Here is a 15,447-nt window from a genome sequence, read left to right as displayed (position 1 = left end):
CACCGGGAGGGCCGTCGAGATGCGCCGCAAGGCAAGCCTGATCCTGCTCGCGCTCGCCGTGTTCTTCGCGGCGCTGTCCCCGCTGCTGCGCTGGTACGCCTTCCCGCGCCTGGCCAAGATCCCCGCCGGCCAGTATCAGGACATGGTCCTGGAGGCGAAGGGCGCGACCCTCCTCGACTACGGCACCATGAAGGCCAGGAAGGTCTCCAAGGTCACCGTCGTGCAGACCCTCAAGGGCAACGTCGAGGCCTCCGAGCGGATCGAGCGGACCGCGGGCCGTGACGTCGTCGTCTGGGACTCCCTGTCCTACGTCCAGGGACCCGACGGGAAGATGGTCTCCAAGCTCCCCGAGCGCTACATCTTCGACGCGCACAGCCAGGAACCCGTCCACGCCACCGGCGAGTCCGTCGACGGCGACCCCGTCACCCGCCAGGGCATCGAGTTCAAATGGCCCTTCAGGACCGAGAAACGGGACTACGAGTACTTCGACGCGCAGACCCGCACCTCGGCGCCCATCCACTACAAGGGCACCCGGACCTTCCGGGGCGTCAAGGTCTACTACTTCGAGCAGACCATCCCCTGGACCAAGGTGAAGTTCCCCAGGATCATGCCCGTCCAGGGCGTCACCCCGCAGTCCCTCGCCAAGACCGGCACCACCCGCTGGTACACCACCGTCCGCAGGTTCTGGGTCGAGCCGGTCACCGGAGCACCCGTCTACGGCGAGGAGAGCCACAAGGAGGAACTCCGCGGCGGCACCCTCCTGGGAGGGCGGGACAAGGTGACCGCCTTCTCCGGGGACGTGAAGATGCGCGAGGACTACATCCGGCACACCGTCGACCTCGTCAAGTCCAACCGCACCCTCGTCCTGATGATGACCTCCTACCTCCCCTGGGGCTTCCTGCTCCTGGGCGCGGCCCTGCTGGCCCTCTCCCTGTATCTGGAGGCCCGCGGCCGCAGGCCGGGCGAACCCGCGCCGACGCAGGCCGCCGACCCCGAGCCCGTCAGCGCCTGAGCCGGGCGTTGGTGTACCGCGTCGGCTCGGCGGTCGCCGGGTCCTCGGGCCACGGGTGCTTGGGGTAGCGGCCGCGCAGTTCGGCCCGTACGCCGTTGTAGCCGTCCTTCCAGAAGGACGCGAGATCGGCGGTCACCGCGGCCGGCCGGCCGGCGGGGGACAGGAGATGCACGAGCACGGGCACGCCGGCGACGGTGGGCGAGGCGTGGAGCCCGAACATCTCCTGGAGCTTCACGGCGAGCACCGGCTGTGCCGGGTCGGTGTAGTCGACGCGGATTCTCGAACCGCTCGGCACCTCGATCCGCTCGGGCGCGAGCTCGTCGAGCCGGGCCGCCTCGCCGGTGGCCCAGGGAAGCAGCCGGTTCAGTGCCTGCCCGGCGTCGATCCGCGCCAGGTCCGCCCGCCGCCGGGCACGGCTCAGCTCGGGCTCCAGCCACTCCTCCACGCGCGCGTGAAGAGCCTCTCCGGAGACGTCCGGCCACGGGTCGCCCAGCCGCCGGCGCAGGAACGCGAGCCGCAGTCGCAGCACCTCGGCGTCCGGCGACCACCGCAGCAGGCCGAAGCCCTCCTCCCGCAGCCCTTCGAGCAGCGCCTCCCGTACGAGCCCGGGGTCCGCCTCGCGCAGCGGCCGCACGGCCAGCTCCACCGCCCCCAGCCGCTCCACCCGCCGGGCGACGACATCGCCCCCGGCCCAGTGGACCTCGTCGCCCTCGGCGTACAGGCCGGCGGCGGCCCGCCGTGCCGTCGGCTCGTCGATCACCGCCGCGAGCCGCACGCGCGCGTGCCCCCTGCCGACGGGGCGGTCGGCGACGGCGACGGCGAGCCAGGGAGCACCGCGCAGGACGGATCCCTCGCCGGTGTCGGCTCGGGTCCCGTTGACCATGAGGTGGGAGCCGCCCTTCAGGTGCGCGACGCGTTCGGGGAACGCCAGTGCGGCGACGAGCCCGACGACCCGGTCGTCCCCGGGCTCCGCCTCACCGGCGCGCAGGCCCGGAGAGGAAGGGGAGGCGGAGGGGTCGGGGGAGGCTTCTGAGGAAGGGGAGCCGGAGGTGACGGCGGGGGAGCCCGAGGGCGATGCCGGGCCGCGAGAGCCGGAGGGCGAGGCCTGGCTGGGTGCGGGTGCGGGTGTGGGTGCGGAAGCCGAGGTGGAGGCGGGTGCGAGGCCGGCCGCCGACGAGCGGAGGCGGCGGGACTCGGCGCGCCAGCGGGCCGCGTAGGCGTCGCCGCCGCGCCGGGCGGTGCGCCAGGCCGAGGCCAGGTCGTCGCCGTACTCGCGCGGGGGTTCCTCGCTCAGCAGGGCGACCACGTCGGCGGCCCGCGCCGCGCCCACCAGCGGGGTCGCGTCCAGCAGGGCGCGCGCCAGCCGGGGGTGCAGTCCCAGGCGGGACATGCGGACACCGCGGTCCGTGGCCCGCCCCGTGGCGTCGACCGCGCCCACGGCCGACAGGACGGCCCGCGCCGCCGCCATCGCCCCGCCCGGCGGCGGATCCAGCAGGGCCAGCCCCGTCGCCCCGGGATCGCCCCAGCAGGCCGCCTGGAGCGCGAACGCCGTCAGGTCGGCCACCTTGATCTCGGGGGCCGGGAACCGCGTCAGACGGGCGTCCTCCGCCTCCGCCCAGCAACGGTAGACCGTGCCCGGCGCCTCACGCCCGGCCCGCCCCGCCCGCTGCCGCCCGGCCGCCTGCGAGGCCCGTACGGTCGCCAGGGCGCTCAGCCCGCGCGCGTGGTCCACCCGCGGCTCGCGCGCGAGCCCCGAGTCCACGACCACCCGCACCCCCGGAACCGTCAGCGACGACTCGGCCACCGAGGTCGAAAGGACCACGCGGCGCCGCGCACCGGCCGTGAGCACCGCGTCCTGCACGGCCGCCGGAGCCCGCCCGTGCACCTGAAGGACGTCGACATCCCCGATACCGCCCAGCTGCCCGGCCACCCGCGCGATCTCCCCGACCCCGGGAAGGAAGCACAGGACGTCACCCGAGCGCTCGGCCAGCGCCCGCCGCACCGTGGAGGCCACGTGCGTCAGCAGCGCCGGGTCCACCCGCATCCCGTGCGGGGGCCGCACGGGGCGCGCGGGCGGCGCCCACACTGTCTCGACCGGATACGCGACACCCTGCGCCTCGACGACCGGCGCGTCGCCCAGCAGCCGGGCCCAGCCTCCGGCGTCCGTCGTCGCGGACGCGGCGACCAGCCGCAGTTCAGGACGGAGCGCGGCCCGCACGTCCAGCAGGAACGCGGCCACCGTGTCGGCGTCCAGATGCCGCTCGTGACACTCGTCGAGCACGACCACGTCGACGCCCGCGAGTTCCTGGTCCCGCTGAAGCCGCTGGAGCAGGACCCCGGTCGTGACGACCTCCACGCGCGCGTGAGGGCCGACCACCCGTTCCCCGCGCACCGTGAAACCGACGCTCCGCCCGACCTTCTCGCCCAGCAGCCACGCCATCCGCCGGGCGGCGGCCCGCGCCGCGATCCGCCGCGGCTCGGCCACGACCACCCGGCGCGCCGGGCGCCCGTCGTCCAGGAGGCCTGCCAGGGCCAGCGGCACCAGCGTCGTCTTGCCGGTGCCGGGCGGCGCCACCAGCACCGCGGCGCCGTGCCCCTCCAGGGCATCGTCCACCGCGGGCAGGGCGCCGCGCACGGGCAGCGCGTCCAGGGCTTCGTAACGGATCACGCCCCCAGTCTCGTACGAGCGCCGAACCGGCCGCGCAGGAACTTCCGGGACAGCCCCCAGGCGCGCGGGCGCCACGCGACGAAACGGAGCCGCGACGCGACGAACCGGCACCGCGACGATGGGTGGGCGCGCGACACGACGAAGGGGAGCCGATCGGCTCCCCTTCGTCGTCGTCCTCGCCACGGGCCGTTGCTCGTGGACCGTGCGGGTCAGTCCCGCTCGCACACGAAGATCGCCGTGCCCGGAATGAGGTTCCCGCGCAGCGGGGACCAGCCGCCCCACTCCTGGGTGTTCCAGGCGGGCCACTCGGGTTCGACGACGTCGACCAGGCGGAAGCCGCCGGCCACCACGTCACGCACCCGGTCGCCGAGCGTCCTGTGGTGCTCGACGTAGACCGCGCGGCCGTCCTCGTCCTGCTCCACGTAGGGGGTTCGGTCGAAGTAGGACGCGGACACCGACAGGCCCTCGGGGCCCGGCTCGTCGGGGAACGCCCAGCGGACCGGGTGCGTGACCGAGAAGACGAAGCGGCCGCCGGGGCGCAGCACCCGGTGGATCTCCCTCAGCACCAGTACGGGGTCGGCGACGAAGGGCAGCGCGCCGTACGCCGAGCACGCGAGGTCGAAGGAGCCGTCCGCGAAGGGCAGCGCGCTCGCGTCCGCCTCCACGAGGGGCACGGCGCCTCCGATGCGCAGCGCGTGCTGGAGCTGGCGGTGGGAGAGGTCCAGGGCCACCGGGCGGGCGCCCTGCGCGGCCAGCCAGCGCGAGCACTGGGCCGCTCCGGCGCCGATCTCCAGGATGTCCTTGCCCTTGAGGTCCTCCGGAGGGCCGAGCAGCTCGGCCTCCACCTCGTCGAGACCCTCGGGACACCACACGAACCGGTCGTCGCCGAGGAACGTGCCGTGTTCGATCTGGTAGTCGTCCGCGTTCCGGTCCCACCAGCCCCGATTCGCCCGCGAACTCTCGATGAGGTCCGCATCACGTCGGGTGGCTTCCGGTTCGAACGGTTCGGGCTCTTGGATGATCGGCTCCCTCGTCGTACTCTTCCGTCCAACCCGTCTCGGGCGTGTCACGACAGAGGCGTCCTACCGCCCGCGTGGCCTTGTGAGACAGGTCTTGTGCCGGGATTGCGGCGATCCGCCCCGGGTGTGCGCCTTCGCGCATTGACCCTGCCCGGCTGCCCCCGTATGCTACAAGTTGCGCTGCGGGCCTGCGCTCCTCAGACATAGCAGGCTGTGCTCGCATCTGTATGTATGTCCCCTCGGTTCTCGAGGCGCCTTCCGGCTGTGCCGGGCCGGGCGCTTCCTTGGCTGTCCGGCTTCTACAGAGCGAAACGGGCTCCCGGCGTAAGCAGTACCTACGACTCACTGTCCGTACCGGAGCCCTTTCCCACATGACGAGCAGCACCGAGACCACCTCTACCACGCCGCAGGTAGCGGTCAACGACATCGGTAACGAGGAAGCATTCCTCGCCGCGATCGACGAGACGATCAAGTACTTCAACGACGGCGACATCGTCGACGGCGTCATCGTGAAGGTCGACCGGGACGAGGTCCTGCTCGACATCGGTTACAAGACCGAAGGTGTCATCCCGAGCCGCGAGCTCTCGATCAAGCACGACGTCGACCCGAACGAGGTCGTCAAGGTCGGCGACGAGATCGAAGCCCTTGTTCTCCAGAAGGAGGACAAGGAAGGCCGCCTGATCCTCTCGAAGAAGCGCGCCCAGTACGAGCGCGCCTGGGGCACCATCGAGAAGATCAAGGAAGAGGACGGCATCGTCACCGGCACCGTCATCGAGGTCGTCAAGGGTGGACTCATCCTCGACATCGGCCTCCGTGGCTTCCTGCCGGCTTCTCTCGTCGAGATGCGCCGTGTCCGCGACCTCCAGCCCTACGTGGGCAAGGAGCTCGAGGCCAAGATCATCGAGCTGGACAAGAACCGCAACAACGTGGTCCTGTCCCGCCGTGCCTGGCTGGAGCAGACCCAGTCCGAGGTCCGCCAGACGTTCCTCACCACCCTCCAGAAGGGTCAGGTCCGCTCCGGCGTCGTCTCCTCGATCGTCAACTTCGGTGCCTTCGTGGACCTGGGTGGCGTCGACGGTCTGGTGCACGTCTCCGAGCTCTCCTGGAAGCACATCGACCACCCCTCCGAGGTTGTCGAGGTCGGCCAGGAAGTCACCGTCGAGGTCCTCGACGTCGACATGGACCGCGAGCGTGTCTCGCTGTCGCTCAAGGCGACGCAGGAAGACCCGTGGCAGCAGTTCGCCCGGACGCACCAGATCGGTCAGGTCGTCCCGGGTAAGGTCACGAAGCTCGTCCCGTTCGGTGCGTTCGTCCGCGTGGACGAGGGCATCGAGGGTCTGGTCCACATCTCCGAGCTGGCCGAGCGCCACGTGGAGATCCCGGAGCAGGTCGTCCAGGTCAACGACGAGATCTTCGTCAAGGTCATCGACATCGACCTCGAGCGCCGCCGCATCAGCCTCTCGCTGAAGCAGGCCAACGAGGCCTTCGGTGCCGACCCGGCGTCGGTCGAGTTCGACCCGACCCTGTACGGCATGGCCGCGTCGTACGACGACCAGGGCAACTACATCTACCCCGAGGGCTTCGACCCCGAGACCAACGACTGGCTCGAGGGCTTCGAGTCCCAGCGTGAGGTGTGGGAGACGCAGTACGCCGAGGCGCAGCAGCGCTTCGAGCAGCACCAGGCTCAGGTCATCAAGTCCCGCGAGGCCGACGCGCAGGCCGAGGCCGAGGGTGCCAGCACCTCCAGCGCGGCTCCGGCCGCGTCCGGTGGCGGCGGCGGTTCGTACTCCTCGGAGTCGGACGACAACTCCGGCGCCCTGGCGTCGGACGAGGCGCTTGCCGCCCTCCGCGAGAAGCTCGCCGGCGGCCAGAGCTGAAAAGCTCACCGCTAGCAAGTAGCTGAAAGAAGTGGGCCCGCACCGATTCGGTGCGGGCCCACTTCCATGGGGGTCGTTCTCCGGGAGGGTGTCAGGGCGTCACCGTGATGTTGGTGAGCCCCTTGCCGCCCGTCACCGTGTTCGAGGTGTACACGGTGGTCCTGCAGTCGGTGCCGTAGTTGGTGACGTTGACCGCCAGTTGCTTGTCGCCCGTGGCGCCCCGCAGGTCCGAGGTGTTGCCCCGGAACACCGTGCCGCAGCCCCAGCCGGACTGCTGGGTGTGGGTCTCGTAGCCGTCGTTCGTCGTGGCCGTGCCCTTGTTGTTCTCCACGAGGACATCGTTGCCCTTCACGTCGACCCAGGAGTCGTCGTAGTTGGCGCCGGTCAGGCCGCTGCCGTCGAAGGTGTTGCCGGTGACGCGCGCCCCCGTCGTGCCTTCCTTGATGTCGACGTTCTCGCCGCCCACGTCCGGTCCGATCGTGTTGCCGGTGATCTGGATGCGGTCGCTCTTGTCCGAGGTCCCGCCGGCCGTGCCCACGTACACGCCCTCGCCCATGCCGCGGCCGTCGTTGCCGGTGTCGTAGATCTTCGAGTTGCTGATCACACCGTCCGTGCTGGAGTTGCGGAAGTGGACGCCCTCCATGTCGAGGCCGTGGACGGTGACCCTGTCGACGACGACACCCTTCGCCGAGTCGATCATGATGCCCTTCTGACCGCCGGTGACGGTGATGCCCTGGACCGTCCAGTACGAGGCGCCGTTGAGGTGCAGTCCGTAGCCGCCGCCCGCCGTGAGGACGGCCTTCGAGGAGCCGCTGAGGGTGATGCGGGAGCCCGCGCCCGCGGCCTTCGTCGCCTTGAAGTTGCCGGTGTACGTGCCGTCCGCGAGGTGGATCGTGCCGCCGGGGGCGGCCGAGGTGAGGGCGGACTTCAGCTGGGCGGCGGTGGATACCTCGATGACCTGGGCCGCGTTCGCCGAAAGCGCTGTCGACGGCGCCACGGCCGTGACCGCTGTCGCGCCGAGCAGGGGAATGAGAAGCGTGCGTCGGATGCGCATGTGGGGGTGACCTTCCCGTCGGTTCGCAAGAAGCTTGTTCTTGTACATGAACTTGGGGTGCCTATATGAACGTAGGGAGGTTGCAGGTCCGCGTCAAGGTCTGGACCAGGCCGGTGTGCGAGGAGAGAAACGTGTCGGATACACGAGTAACTGCAGGGCTGTAACAGGCCGTTGCCAGGATCCCCGGGTCATTCAAGATCGTGAGGGGAGTCGAAGGCATGGCAGCATACGAGCGATCGACAGCGGCGAGCCGGCGGGCGTTCCTGCGCAACGTCGGTCTGACCGGCGGCGCGGGCGCGATGTTCGCCACCATGGGAGCCCTCGGCCTTGCGCCCGCCGCGCAGGCCGCCCAGCGCGAACAGCCCTTCCGTGCACCGAAGCAGGGCGATTTCACGCTCTCCGGGAGGGGGGCCGCGAAGGTCGTGATCGTAGGCGGCGGCATCGCGGGTCTCGCCTCCGCGTACGAGCTCGGCAAGGCGGGCTACGACTGTACGGTCCTGGAGGCGAGAGACCGCACCGGTGGCCGCAACTTCACCGTGCGCGGCGGTGATTCGACCACCGACCTGTACGGCAACACGCAGACGGCCCGGTTCGGTGAGGGTCAGTACATGAACGCGGGTCCGGCCCGCCTCCCGCAGTGGATGGTCACCCTCGACTACTGCCGTGAACTCGGCGTCCCCGTCGAAGTGTTCACGAATACGAACGCGGACGCGTACATGTACAACGAGTCGGCCGGCATGACCAGGCCGATGCGTCACCGGACCGCGAAGGCCGACGTCTACGGCTACGTCTCCGAGTTGCTGGCCAAGGCCACCGACAAGGGTGCCCTGGACAAGGAGCTGACGGCCGCCGACCAGGAGAGGCTCGTCGAGTTCCTCAAGGACTTCGGCGAACTCGGCGACAAGCTCACCTATGAGGGAGGTCCGCGCCGCGGCTACACCACCGTCCCCGCCGCCGCCGGGACCCCGGGCGTGCTCCTCGGTGACGTCCCGAGCGCCTCCGAGGTCTTCGCCTCCGGTGTCGGCCGGTACTTCTCCTTCGAGTTCGAATTCGATCAGGCGATGCTGATGTTCCAGCCGGTGGGCGGCATGGACCAGATACCCAAGGCGCTCACCAGGGCGATCGGGGCCCACCGCATCCGTACCGGAGCGGCGGTCTCCCGGATCACCGACAAGGGGGACGGCGTCACCGTCACGTACACCCAGGGCGGGCGCACCAGGACCCTGGACGCCGACTTCTGCATCGGCGCCCTGCCGCCCAACATCCTCGCCAGGATCCCGCACAACCTCGGCTCCGGAGTCCAGAGCGCACTGGAGGCCATCACCCCGCAGTCCGCGGGCAAGATCGGTCTCGAATACCGGTCCCGCTGGTGGGAGCTCGACCACCGGATCTACGGCGGCATCACCGAGACCGACATGGACGTCACCCACATCTGGCACCCCTCGTACGGCTTCCACGGCCGGCGCGGAGTCATGATCGGCTACTACAACTACGGCTCCGACGCCGACTCGTACGCGAAGCTCACCCCCAAGGAGCGCGAGAAGCGCGCGGTGGCCGCCGGCGTGAAGATCTACGGCGAGAAGTACCGCACCGAACTCGACTCGTCCTTCTCCCACCACTGGCGCCAGACCCCGCACCTGGAAGGCGCCTGGCACAACACCCCCGGCGGGCCCGATGACGTCCGCTACAAGCCGTTGAACCGGCCCACCGGGCGGGTCTACTTCGCGGGCGACTGGCTCAGCTACGCCGACGCCTGGCAGCACGGCGCCTTCACGTCCGCCCGCAACGCCGTCACCGCGCTGCACGCGCGCGTGCTGTCCTCGTAACACCCGTGTGCTGTGCTGGTGGCGGTCGGCCGATGGTGCCCCAGTGTCCCCTGAACGCCTTCCGGCCGCTCGGGGAGGCCGATGGACCGGCATGAGGCAGTGGTGCGGAGCACGGACGGGAATGTCCGTGCTCCGCACCACGTTGTGCAGTACGAACACGAGGAGGAGCGGTCACAGTGCTTGATCCGCAGGGTTTGTACGCATGGGAGCCGAAGGGGCTGGCCGTGGTCGACATGGCGCTCGCCCAGGAGTCGGCCGGTCTTGTCATGCTCTACCACTTCGACGGATACATCGACGCGGGCGAAACCGGCGAGCAGATCGTCGACCGGGTGCTCGACTCGCTGCCCCACCAGGTCGTGGCCCGTTTCGACCATGACCGGCTCGTGGACTATCGCGCCCGCCGTCCGCTGCTGACGTTCAAGCGCGACCGCTGGGCCGAGTACGAGGAGCCGACCCTCGAGGTGAGGCTCGTGCAGGACGCCACCGGCGCGCCCTTCCTGCTGTTGTCGGGCCCCGAGCCGGACACCGAGTGGGAGCGCTTCGCCGCCGCTGTCCAGCAGATCGTGGAGCGGCTCGGAGTCCGCCTCTGCGTGAACTTCCACGGCATCCCCATGGGCGTCCCGCACACGCGCCCGGTGGGCCTCACCCCGCACGGCAACCGCACCGACCTGGTGCCCGGCCACCGCAGCCCCTTCGACGAGGCGCAGGTCCCCGGAAGCGCCGAGTCGCTGATCGAGTACCGCCTCATGGAGGCCGGTCACGACGTTCTCGGTGTCGCCGCGCATGTGCCCCACTACATCGCGCGCTCCCCGTACCCGGACGCGGCGCTGACCGTCCTGGAGTCCATCACGGCCGCGACCGGCCTGGTGCTCCCCGGGATAGCGCACGGCCTGCGGACCGAGGCGCACCGCACCCAGACGGAGATCGACCGCCAGATCCAGGAGGGCGACGAGGAACTCGTCGCGCTCGTCCAGGGCCTTGAGCACCAGTACGACGCCGCCGCGGGCGCCGAGACCCGCGGCAACATGCTCGCGGAACCGGTGGACATCCCCTCGGCGGACGAGATCGGCCAGGAGTTCGAGCGCTTCCTGGCGGAACGCGAAGGAGACGCCTGACCCCCTTTCGGGCTCCCGGGACTTCCGGGTTCCCGGGCGGAGAGCCTGTCAGTGGCAGGGCCTAAGCTGCGGGGCATGCTGAAGGTGGGCCTGACCGGTGGTATCGGCGCCGGCAAGAGCGAAGTGTCACGGCTGCTCGTCGCGCACGGCGCGGTGCTGATCGACGCGGACAGGATCGCGCGGGAGGTCGTCGCGCCCGGAACTCCCGGGCTGGCGGCGGTCGTCGACGCCTTCGGCGAGGAGATCCTCGCCGCGGACGGCGGCCTGGACCGGCCGAAGCTCGGCTCGATCGTCTTCGCCGACCCGGCGAAGCTCGCCGTCCTGAACTCGGTCGTGCACCCCTTGGTCGGTGCCCGCTCGCGGGCCCTCGAGGACGCCGCGCCCGAGGACGCCGTCGTCGTCCACGACGTACCCCTGCTCGCGGAGAACGGCCTGGCCGCGCTGTACGACCTCGTGATCGTCGTCGACGCCCGCCCCGAGACCCAGCTCGACCGTCTCGTCCGCCTGCGCGGCATGACGGAGGAGGACGCCCGCGCGCGCATGGCCGCACAGGCCTCCCGCGACAAGCGTCTGGCGATCGCGGACATCGTCATCGACAACGACGTGCCCCTGGAGACACTGGAGCGGCGCGTACGGGACGTATGGGTCGATCTCGTGCGCAGAGCCCGCCACCCCCAGGAGCGGCGCCCGGAATAGCGTCCCTCCGGAGGGGCGTTGAACCCTTCCAGCGAGGGAAGGACTCTGCCGTGCCCGAGACCAGCGGATCGATCGGACGAACTCCCGAGACGCATGTCATCGACTTCCGCGCCGCCGAGCAGCTGCTCGCCGCGCGTGACCCGCGGGGTGCGGTGAAGCTGCTCGACCCTGTCATCGCCGCACACCCGGAGAACACCGCGGCCCGGCTGCTGCGCGCGCGTGCCTTCTTCGCCGCCGCGCAACTGCGGCCCGCAGAGCTGGAGTTCACGATCGTCCTGGAGCGCGAGCCCGACAACGCGTTCGCGCACTTCGCGCTCGCCCGGACCTACGAGCGCCAGCGGCGCCCCGAGCAGGCGAAGCGGCACTTCAGACTGGCGGCCGCGCTCGACCCGCAGCCGCAGTATCTGCAGGCGGCGCGGTTCGACGTGTAGCGCGTCCGCGCGGAGCGGCACGGCCGCTCCGCCGTTTCACGCGCATCGGCACGGTCGACGCGCATCGGCACGGCCGCTCGGAGGTTTCAGGGGTGCGACGGCCTCGACGGCCGGCGGCGCTCCGGCGGCCGGTACACGCGCCGGTCGTCCACGGGCTCGTACGGTGGGACGTCACGGCCCGGCTGGTAGTGCGGGCCCTGCCTGATGTGCCGAAGGATCATGGTCATGTCGACCGTGACGATCACCCACAGCGCGGCACACGCGGCCGCCCACCCCGGCCGCCCCACCAGGATGAACGCGACCGTCCCGAAGACGGCCCAGATCAGGCCCCAGACGCTCAGCCAGAAGCGCATGCGCAGAGCACTGCGCGCTGTCACCGGTTCACTGCCCGTACGCATCAGGATCACCACTCCTACGAGGAAACGTACTCTTCGTGGTGCACGTTCACCAAGGGAGAGCGGTCGGGCGACGGCCGCCGGGGGAGGCGACGGTGCTGCTGAGGACGCTGCGGGCGGACGCGAGGACCGCCGAGTGGCTGCGAGACCTGGAGAGCGAGAGTTCCGATCTTCGGGAAGCGGCGCTCCCGGACGCCGACGCGTTGCCGGACATCCTGCTCGACCTGTCCGTGCCTCATGAACACATCAACGAACTCGTCGCGCTGCGGGCCCGGTTCGCCGCCGATCCGGAGGCCATGACCCTCCTCGCGCGCTGCGTCACCCGCTTCGTGCGGGACATGGGGGACATAGGGAAGGGCTGGGAGCCGCCCGTCTTTCCCGCGACGACGGGACTTCTCGGGCGCTGCTTCCCTCTGTACGTCTTCATAGCGGCGCTTCCGTACGTCCGCGCCCATCACCGGGAGCGCGGGGTGCCCGAGGACGTCTCGCGGCGCACACTCGCCGACCTCGGCCGTCATGTGTCCGTGCACCACAGACGGGCCGGCGGCCCCGGACTGCTGTTCCCCTGGTGGATCGCCCTGCACTTCCACGGCGAACTGTTCCAGCTGGGCCGGCTCCAGTTCCAGCGCGTCCTGCTGGGGCGGCGCACGGCAGGTGCCGCCGAGGCGGCGGGGCAGGCCCTGGACCCCGGCGCCCCCTGCCTGAGCCTGCACATCGCCGACTTCCGCGGCCCGCTCTCCCCGGCCGCGTGCGACCGTTCGCTCGCCCTGGCGCGGGAGTTCTTCGCCTGCCACTACCCCGAGGAGCGCCACGGGACAGCCGTCTGCGACTCCTGGCTGCTCGACCCGCAGCTCAAGCGCTATCTGCCGGCCGACTCCAACATCATTCGCTTCCAGGACCGCTTCCACCTGGTGCACGAGGAGAGGACCCCGGACGACACGATGCCCGTCGGCTTCGTCTTCGGTGATCCGGAGCTCCCGCTCGACGAACTGCCGCGGCGCAACAGTGTGGAGCGCGCGGTGGTCGATCATCTGCGCGCGGGCGGGCATTGGTACGGAGGACGGGGCTGGTTCGCGCTGTAGTCCCTCCCGCCGGACCCCGGACTCGGACGGATGCCCCTCGAACATGTCACCCGAACGAGTGACCGGGGAGAGGAACGGGCTTGCGGAAGCCGTCCGTTGGACGGGTATGAGGATCGAAATGCGTCAGGGATACGAGGGCACGGGACCGGGTGCCATCACACCGGACGGCTGCGCGGTCGAGCTCTACACCCGTCTGCCCGTCGGAACCGAACCGGACATCATCACCGCGGCCGTACCCGCCGCCTGCCACATCCTGGAGCTGGGCAGCGGGGTCGGCCGGATGACCCACCCGCTCCTGGAACTCGGTTTCGCGGTCACGGCGGTGGACGAGTCCGCCGAGATGCTGGAGCACGTCCGAGGGGCGCGCCGCATACGCAGCAGCATCGAGGACCTCGACCTCGGCGAGACGTTCGACGTCGTGCTGCTGGCGTCGTTCCTCGTGCACGCCGGGGACGTCCGGGTGCGACGGGCACTCCTGGACACCTGCGCCCGCCATGTCGCGGACGACGGCTGTGTGCTGATCCAGCGCGAGGGCGAGAACTACCACACCGATGTTCCGCGCGAGCGCGCCGACCCGTCCGGATTCGTCGTGCGCATCCTGTCCACCGAGCCGGTGGGGGACGGGGTCGACTCGGTGCGCGCGGAGTACACGTTCCCGGACGCCACCTGGACCCAGACGTTTCTGTCCCGCCCTTTGACGAAGGAGGCATTCGAGGAGGCGCTGGCGGAGGCGGGGCTCAAGGTCGACCGGTATCTGACGGACGACGGGATATGGGTGAGGGCCGTGAAGGTGAGGGCCGTGAAGGGGTGAGCGGCGGCCGCCGGGCGCGACAAAACCCGTTCAGCGCCGATGAGTTCCCGGCAGGCCCCAGGTCTACCTCTGTGAAAGCAGCCACCGCTTCCCACAGGAGACCACCGTGTCCGAGACCGCCGTCCCCCTCACCACCACCCGTGCCGCCCTCAGGCCCCGCTCCCGTGCCGCCCGGATCTCCCTGACCGCCCTCCAGGTCGTCCTCGGCCTCTTCTACGCGTTCGCGAGTGCCCTTCCGAAGCTGATCGCCCACCCTTCGGCGACGGAGTCGTTCGACAAGCTGGGCTGGGGCCACGCCGGCATGTACATCATCGGCGCGCTCGAACTCGCCGGAGGCCTGGCCCTGTTGATCCCGCTGCTGGACTCGGTGGCCGCGCTGGCACTGAGCGCTCTGATGGTCGGTGCGTTCATCGTCAACGTCACCGTCGTCCACGGCCCGTACGTGGCGACCCCGCTGATCCTGATGCTGCCGCTCGGCCTGATCGCCTGGGCCAGGCGCGGCCACACGACCGAACTGCTCCGCCTGGTACGCCGGCGGGCCGGACGCCGGGCGTGACGGCACAGCAAGGACGCAGGGCTCCTCCGGGACGGGGGAGCCCTCGATGCCGTACGCCCGCCGGGGAGTCGGCCCGTGCACCGGTGCGCCGACCGGTGAGTGGGCCCGTGTACCGGTGAGTCGGCCGGTGCCTCGGTGCGGCCGCGTTCCGGACGGCTGGGAAGCCGAGACGGGTGCCGGAGCGGCTCGCCGAACCGGGGCTCGCCGAACCAGAGCGGCTCGATGAACCAGGGCGGCTCGACGAACCGGAGGCGGAGGTGGGACAGGGAGGGGGATGTGACGGGCGCGGGGAGGGTTCAGTGGCGGGAGGAGCCTCCGGACCCGGTCGTGCCCGGGGACTTGGTCGAGCCGGTCGGTCCCGTGGAGGGGCCCGAGGTTCGGACGGGGCCGGACGAACCCGTCTGCATTCCCCGCAGGCGTTCCATGTCGCGACGGTCCCGCTTGGTCGGGCGTCCCGCGCCCCGGTCCCGGACACCCGCCGGAGCCACGGCCTCGCGCGGCGGAGGCGGCGGGCTGTTGTCGACGTAGCATTCGGCGGCGACGGGTGCGCCGACCCGCTTGCGGATCACGCGCTTCACGACGACGACCCGTTCGCGGCCCTCGTGCCACACGCGCACCTCGTCGCCGACGCGGACCGAGTACGCGGGTTTGACGCGCTCCCCGTTGACCCGAACATGACCGCCCTTGCAGGCCGTGGCACCGATCGAGCGGGTCTTGACGAGACGGACGGACCAGATCCAGGCGTCGACCCGCACACTCTCGCCCCCGGCGGGCCCTGCGGCGACGGCGGCCCTGACGGCGCCAGCGGTCGCGGAGGCCGCCGTGACAGCAGCATCGGAGTCGGTCACGGACTCGGTCCCGGAGGCGCCACCGGACTCGATCCCGGAAGCGGTCCTGGGGCCGGT

14 protein-coding genes are annotated in these 15,447 nt (G+C 70.9%); 9 read left to right on the top strand and 5 right to left on the bottom strand.

Annotated features, from left to right (window positions below):
* Positions 1-19: 19 nt before the first annotated feature.
* Complete coding sequence (locus OG410_RS11830) at positions 20-1,012, top strand: DUF3068 domain-containing protein (RefSeq protein ID WP_329299085.1); 993 nt, start codon at positions 20-22, stop codon at positions 1,010-1,012.
* Here the strand turns inward: OG410_RS11830 and OG410_RS11825 are convergent.
* On the bottom strand, positions 1,002-3,680 hold the full coding sequence (locus tag OG410_RS11825; protein WP_329299084.1) for an ATP-dependent RNA helicase: 2,679 nt from the start codon (positions 3,678-3,680) through the stop codon (positions 1,002-1,004). The two genes, OG410_RS11830 and OG410_RS11825, sit on opposite strands and share 11 nt — an antisense overlap.
* Before the next feature lie 209 nt (positions 3,681-3,889).
* Entirely contained in the window at positions 3,890-4,750 is an 861-nt protein-coding gene (locus OG410_RS11820) for a class I SAM-dependent methyltransferase (RefSeq protein ID WP_329299083.1), read from the bottom strand.
* A gap of 320 nt (positions 4,751-5,070) precedes the next feature.
* Between OG410_RS11820 and rpsA the strand changes: the two genes are divergently transcribed.
* The gene (rpsA, locus tag OG410_RS11815) at positions 5,071-6,576 is read left to right on the top strand and encodes a 30S ribosomal protein S1 (RefSeq protein ID WP_329299082.1); all 1,506 of its coding nucleotides are present in this window, start codon (positions 5,071-5,073) and stop codon (positions 6,574-6,576) included.
* Positions 6,577-6,667: 91 nt separating this feature from the next.
* On the opposite strand, the gene OG410_RS11810 is transcribed toward rpsA, so the two are convergent.
* Positions 6,668-7,630: a right-handed parallel beta-helix repeat-containing protein gene (locus OG410_RS11810; RefSeq protein WP_329299081.1), complete on the bottom strand. Its 963-nt coding sequence runs from the start codon at positions 7,628-7,630 to the stop codon at positions 6,668-6,670.
* A gap of 299 nt (positions 7,631-7,929) precedes the next feature.
* On the opposite strand from OG410_RS11810, the gene OG410_RS11805 reads away from it, so the two are divergent.
* The 4 genes from OG410_RS11805 to OG410_RS11790 all read left to right on the top strand — a co-directional run bounded on the left by OG410_RS11805 (position 7,930) and on the right by OG410_RS11790 (position 11,698).
* Positions 7,930-9,456 (top strand): flavin monoamine oxidase family protein, encoded by a 1,527-nt coding sequence (locus tag OG410_RS11805; protein ID WP_329304093.1) that lies wholly within the window; start codon positions 7,930-7,932, stop codon positions 9,454-9,456.
* Positions 9,457-9,632: 176 nt separating this feature from the next.
* Positions 9,633-10,571, top strand: a complete 939-nt coding sequence (locus OG410_RS11800) for a PAC2 family protein (protein WP_328668504.1) — start codon at positions 9,633-9,635, stop codon at positions 10,569-10,571.
* Between the two features lie 75 nt (positions 10,572-10,646).
* Positions 10,647-11,267, top strand: coding sequence for a dephospho-CoA kinase (gene coaE, locus OG410_RS11795; RefSeq protein WP_329299080.1), 621 nt, complete (start codon positions 10,647-10,649; stop codon positions 11,265-11,267).
* Positions 11,268-11,317: 50 nt separating this feature from the next.
* Positions 11,318-11,698, top strand: coding sequence for a tetratricopeptide repeat protein (locus tag OG410_RS11790; protein WP_329299079.1), 381 nt, complete (start codon positions 11,318-11,320; stop codon positions 11,696-11,698).
* An 86-nt stretch (positions 11,699-11,784) separates the two neighbouring features.
* Here OG410_RS11790 and OG410_RS11785 read toward each other — a convergent pair whose 3' ends face one another.
* Positions 11,785-12,096 (bottom strand): DUF6343 family protein, encoded by a 312-nt coding sequence (locus OG410_RS11785; RefSeq protein WP_329299078.1) that lies wholly within the window; start codon positions 12,094-12,096, stop codon positions 11,785-11,787.
* Between the two features lie 92 nt (positions 12,097-12,188).
* Here OG410_RS11785 and OG410_RS11780 point away from each other — a divergent pair, with 92 nt between their 5' ends.
* From OG410_RS11780 to OG410_RS11770, 3 genes are all read left to right on the top strand, one after another.
* Positions 12,189-13,175, top strand: a complete 987-nt coding sequence (locus OG410_RS11780; protein WP_329299077.1) for an acyltransferase domain-containing protein — start codon at positions 12,189-12,191, stop codon at positions 13,173-13,175.
* Between the two features lie 118 nt (positions 13,176-13,293).
* Positions 13,294-13,986, top strand: a complete 693-nt coding sequence (locus tag OG410_RS11775; protein WP_329299076.1) for a class I SAM-dependent methyltransferase — start codon at positions 13,294-13,296, stop codon at positions 13,984-13,986.
* Positions 13,987-14,092: 106 nt separating this feature from the next.
* Complete coding sequence (locus tag OG410_RS11770) at positions 14,093-14,542, top strand: DoxX family protein (protein ID WP_329299075.1); 450 nt, start codon at positions 14,093-14,095, stop codon at positions 14,540-14,542.
* 296 nt (positions 14,543-14,838) lie between these two features.
* On the opposite strand, the gene OG410_RS11765 is transcribed toward OG410_RS11770, so the two are convergent.
* A complete protein-coding gene (locus OG410_RS11765; RefSeq protein ID WP_329299074.1) occupies positions 14,839-15,390 on the bottom strand; it encodes an RNA-binding S4 domain-containing protein in 552 nt (183 codons plus the stop codon).
* Positions 15,391-15,447: the final 57 nt, after the last annotated feature.

The organism is Streptomyces sp. NBC_00659, from assembly GCF_036226925.1.
GTDB lineage: Bacteria > Actinomycetota > Actinomycetes > Streptomycetales > Streptomycetaceae > Streptomyces.
Note: the sequence above shows the minus strand (reverse complement) of the source record. Positions and strands in the feature narration are given on the sequence as shown.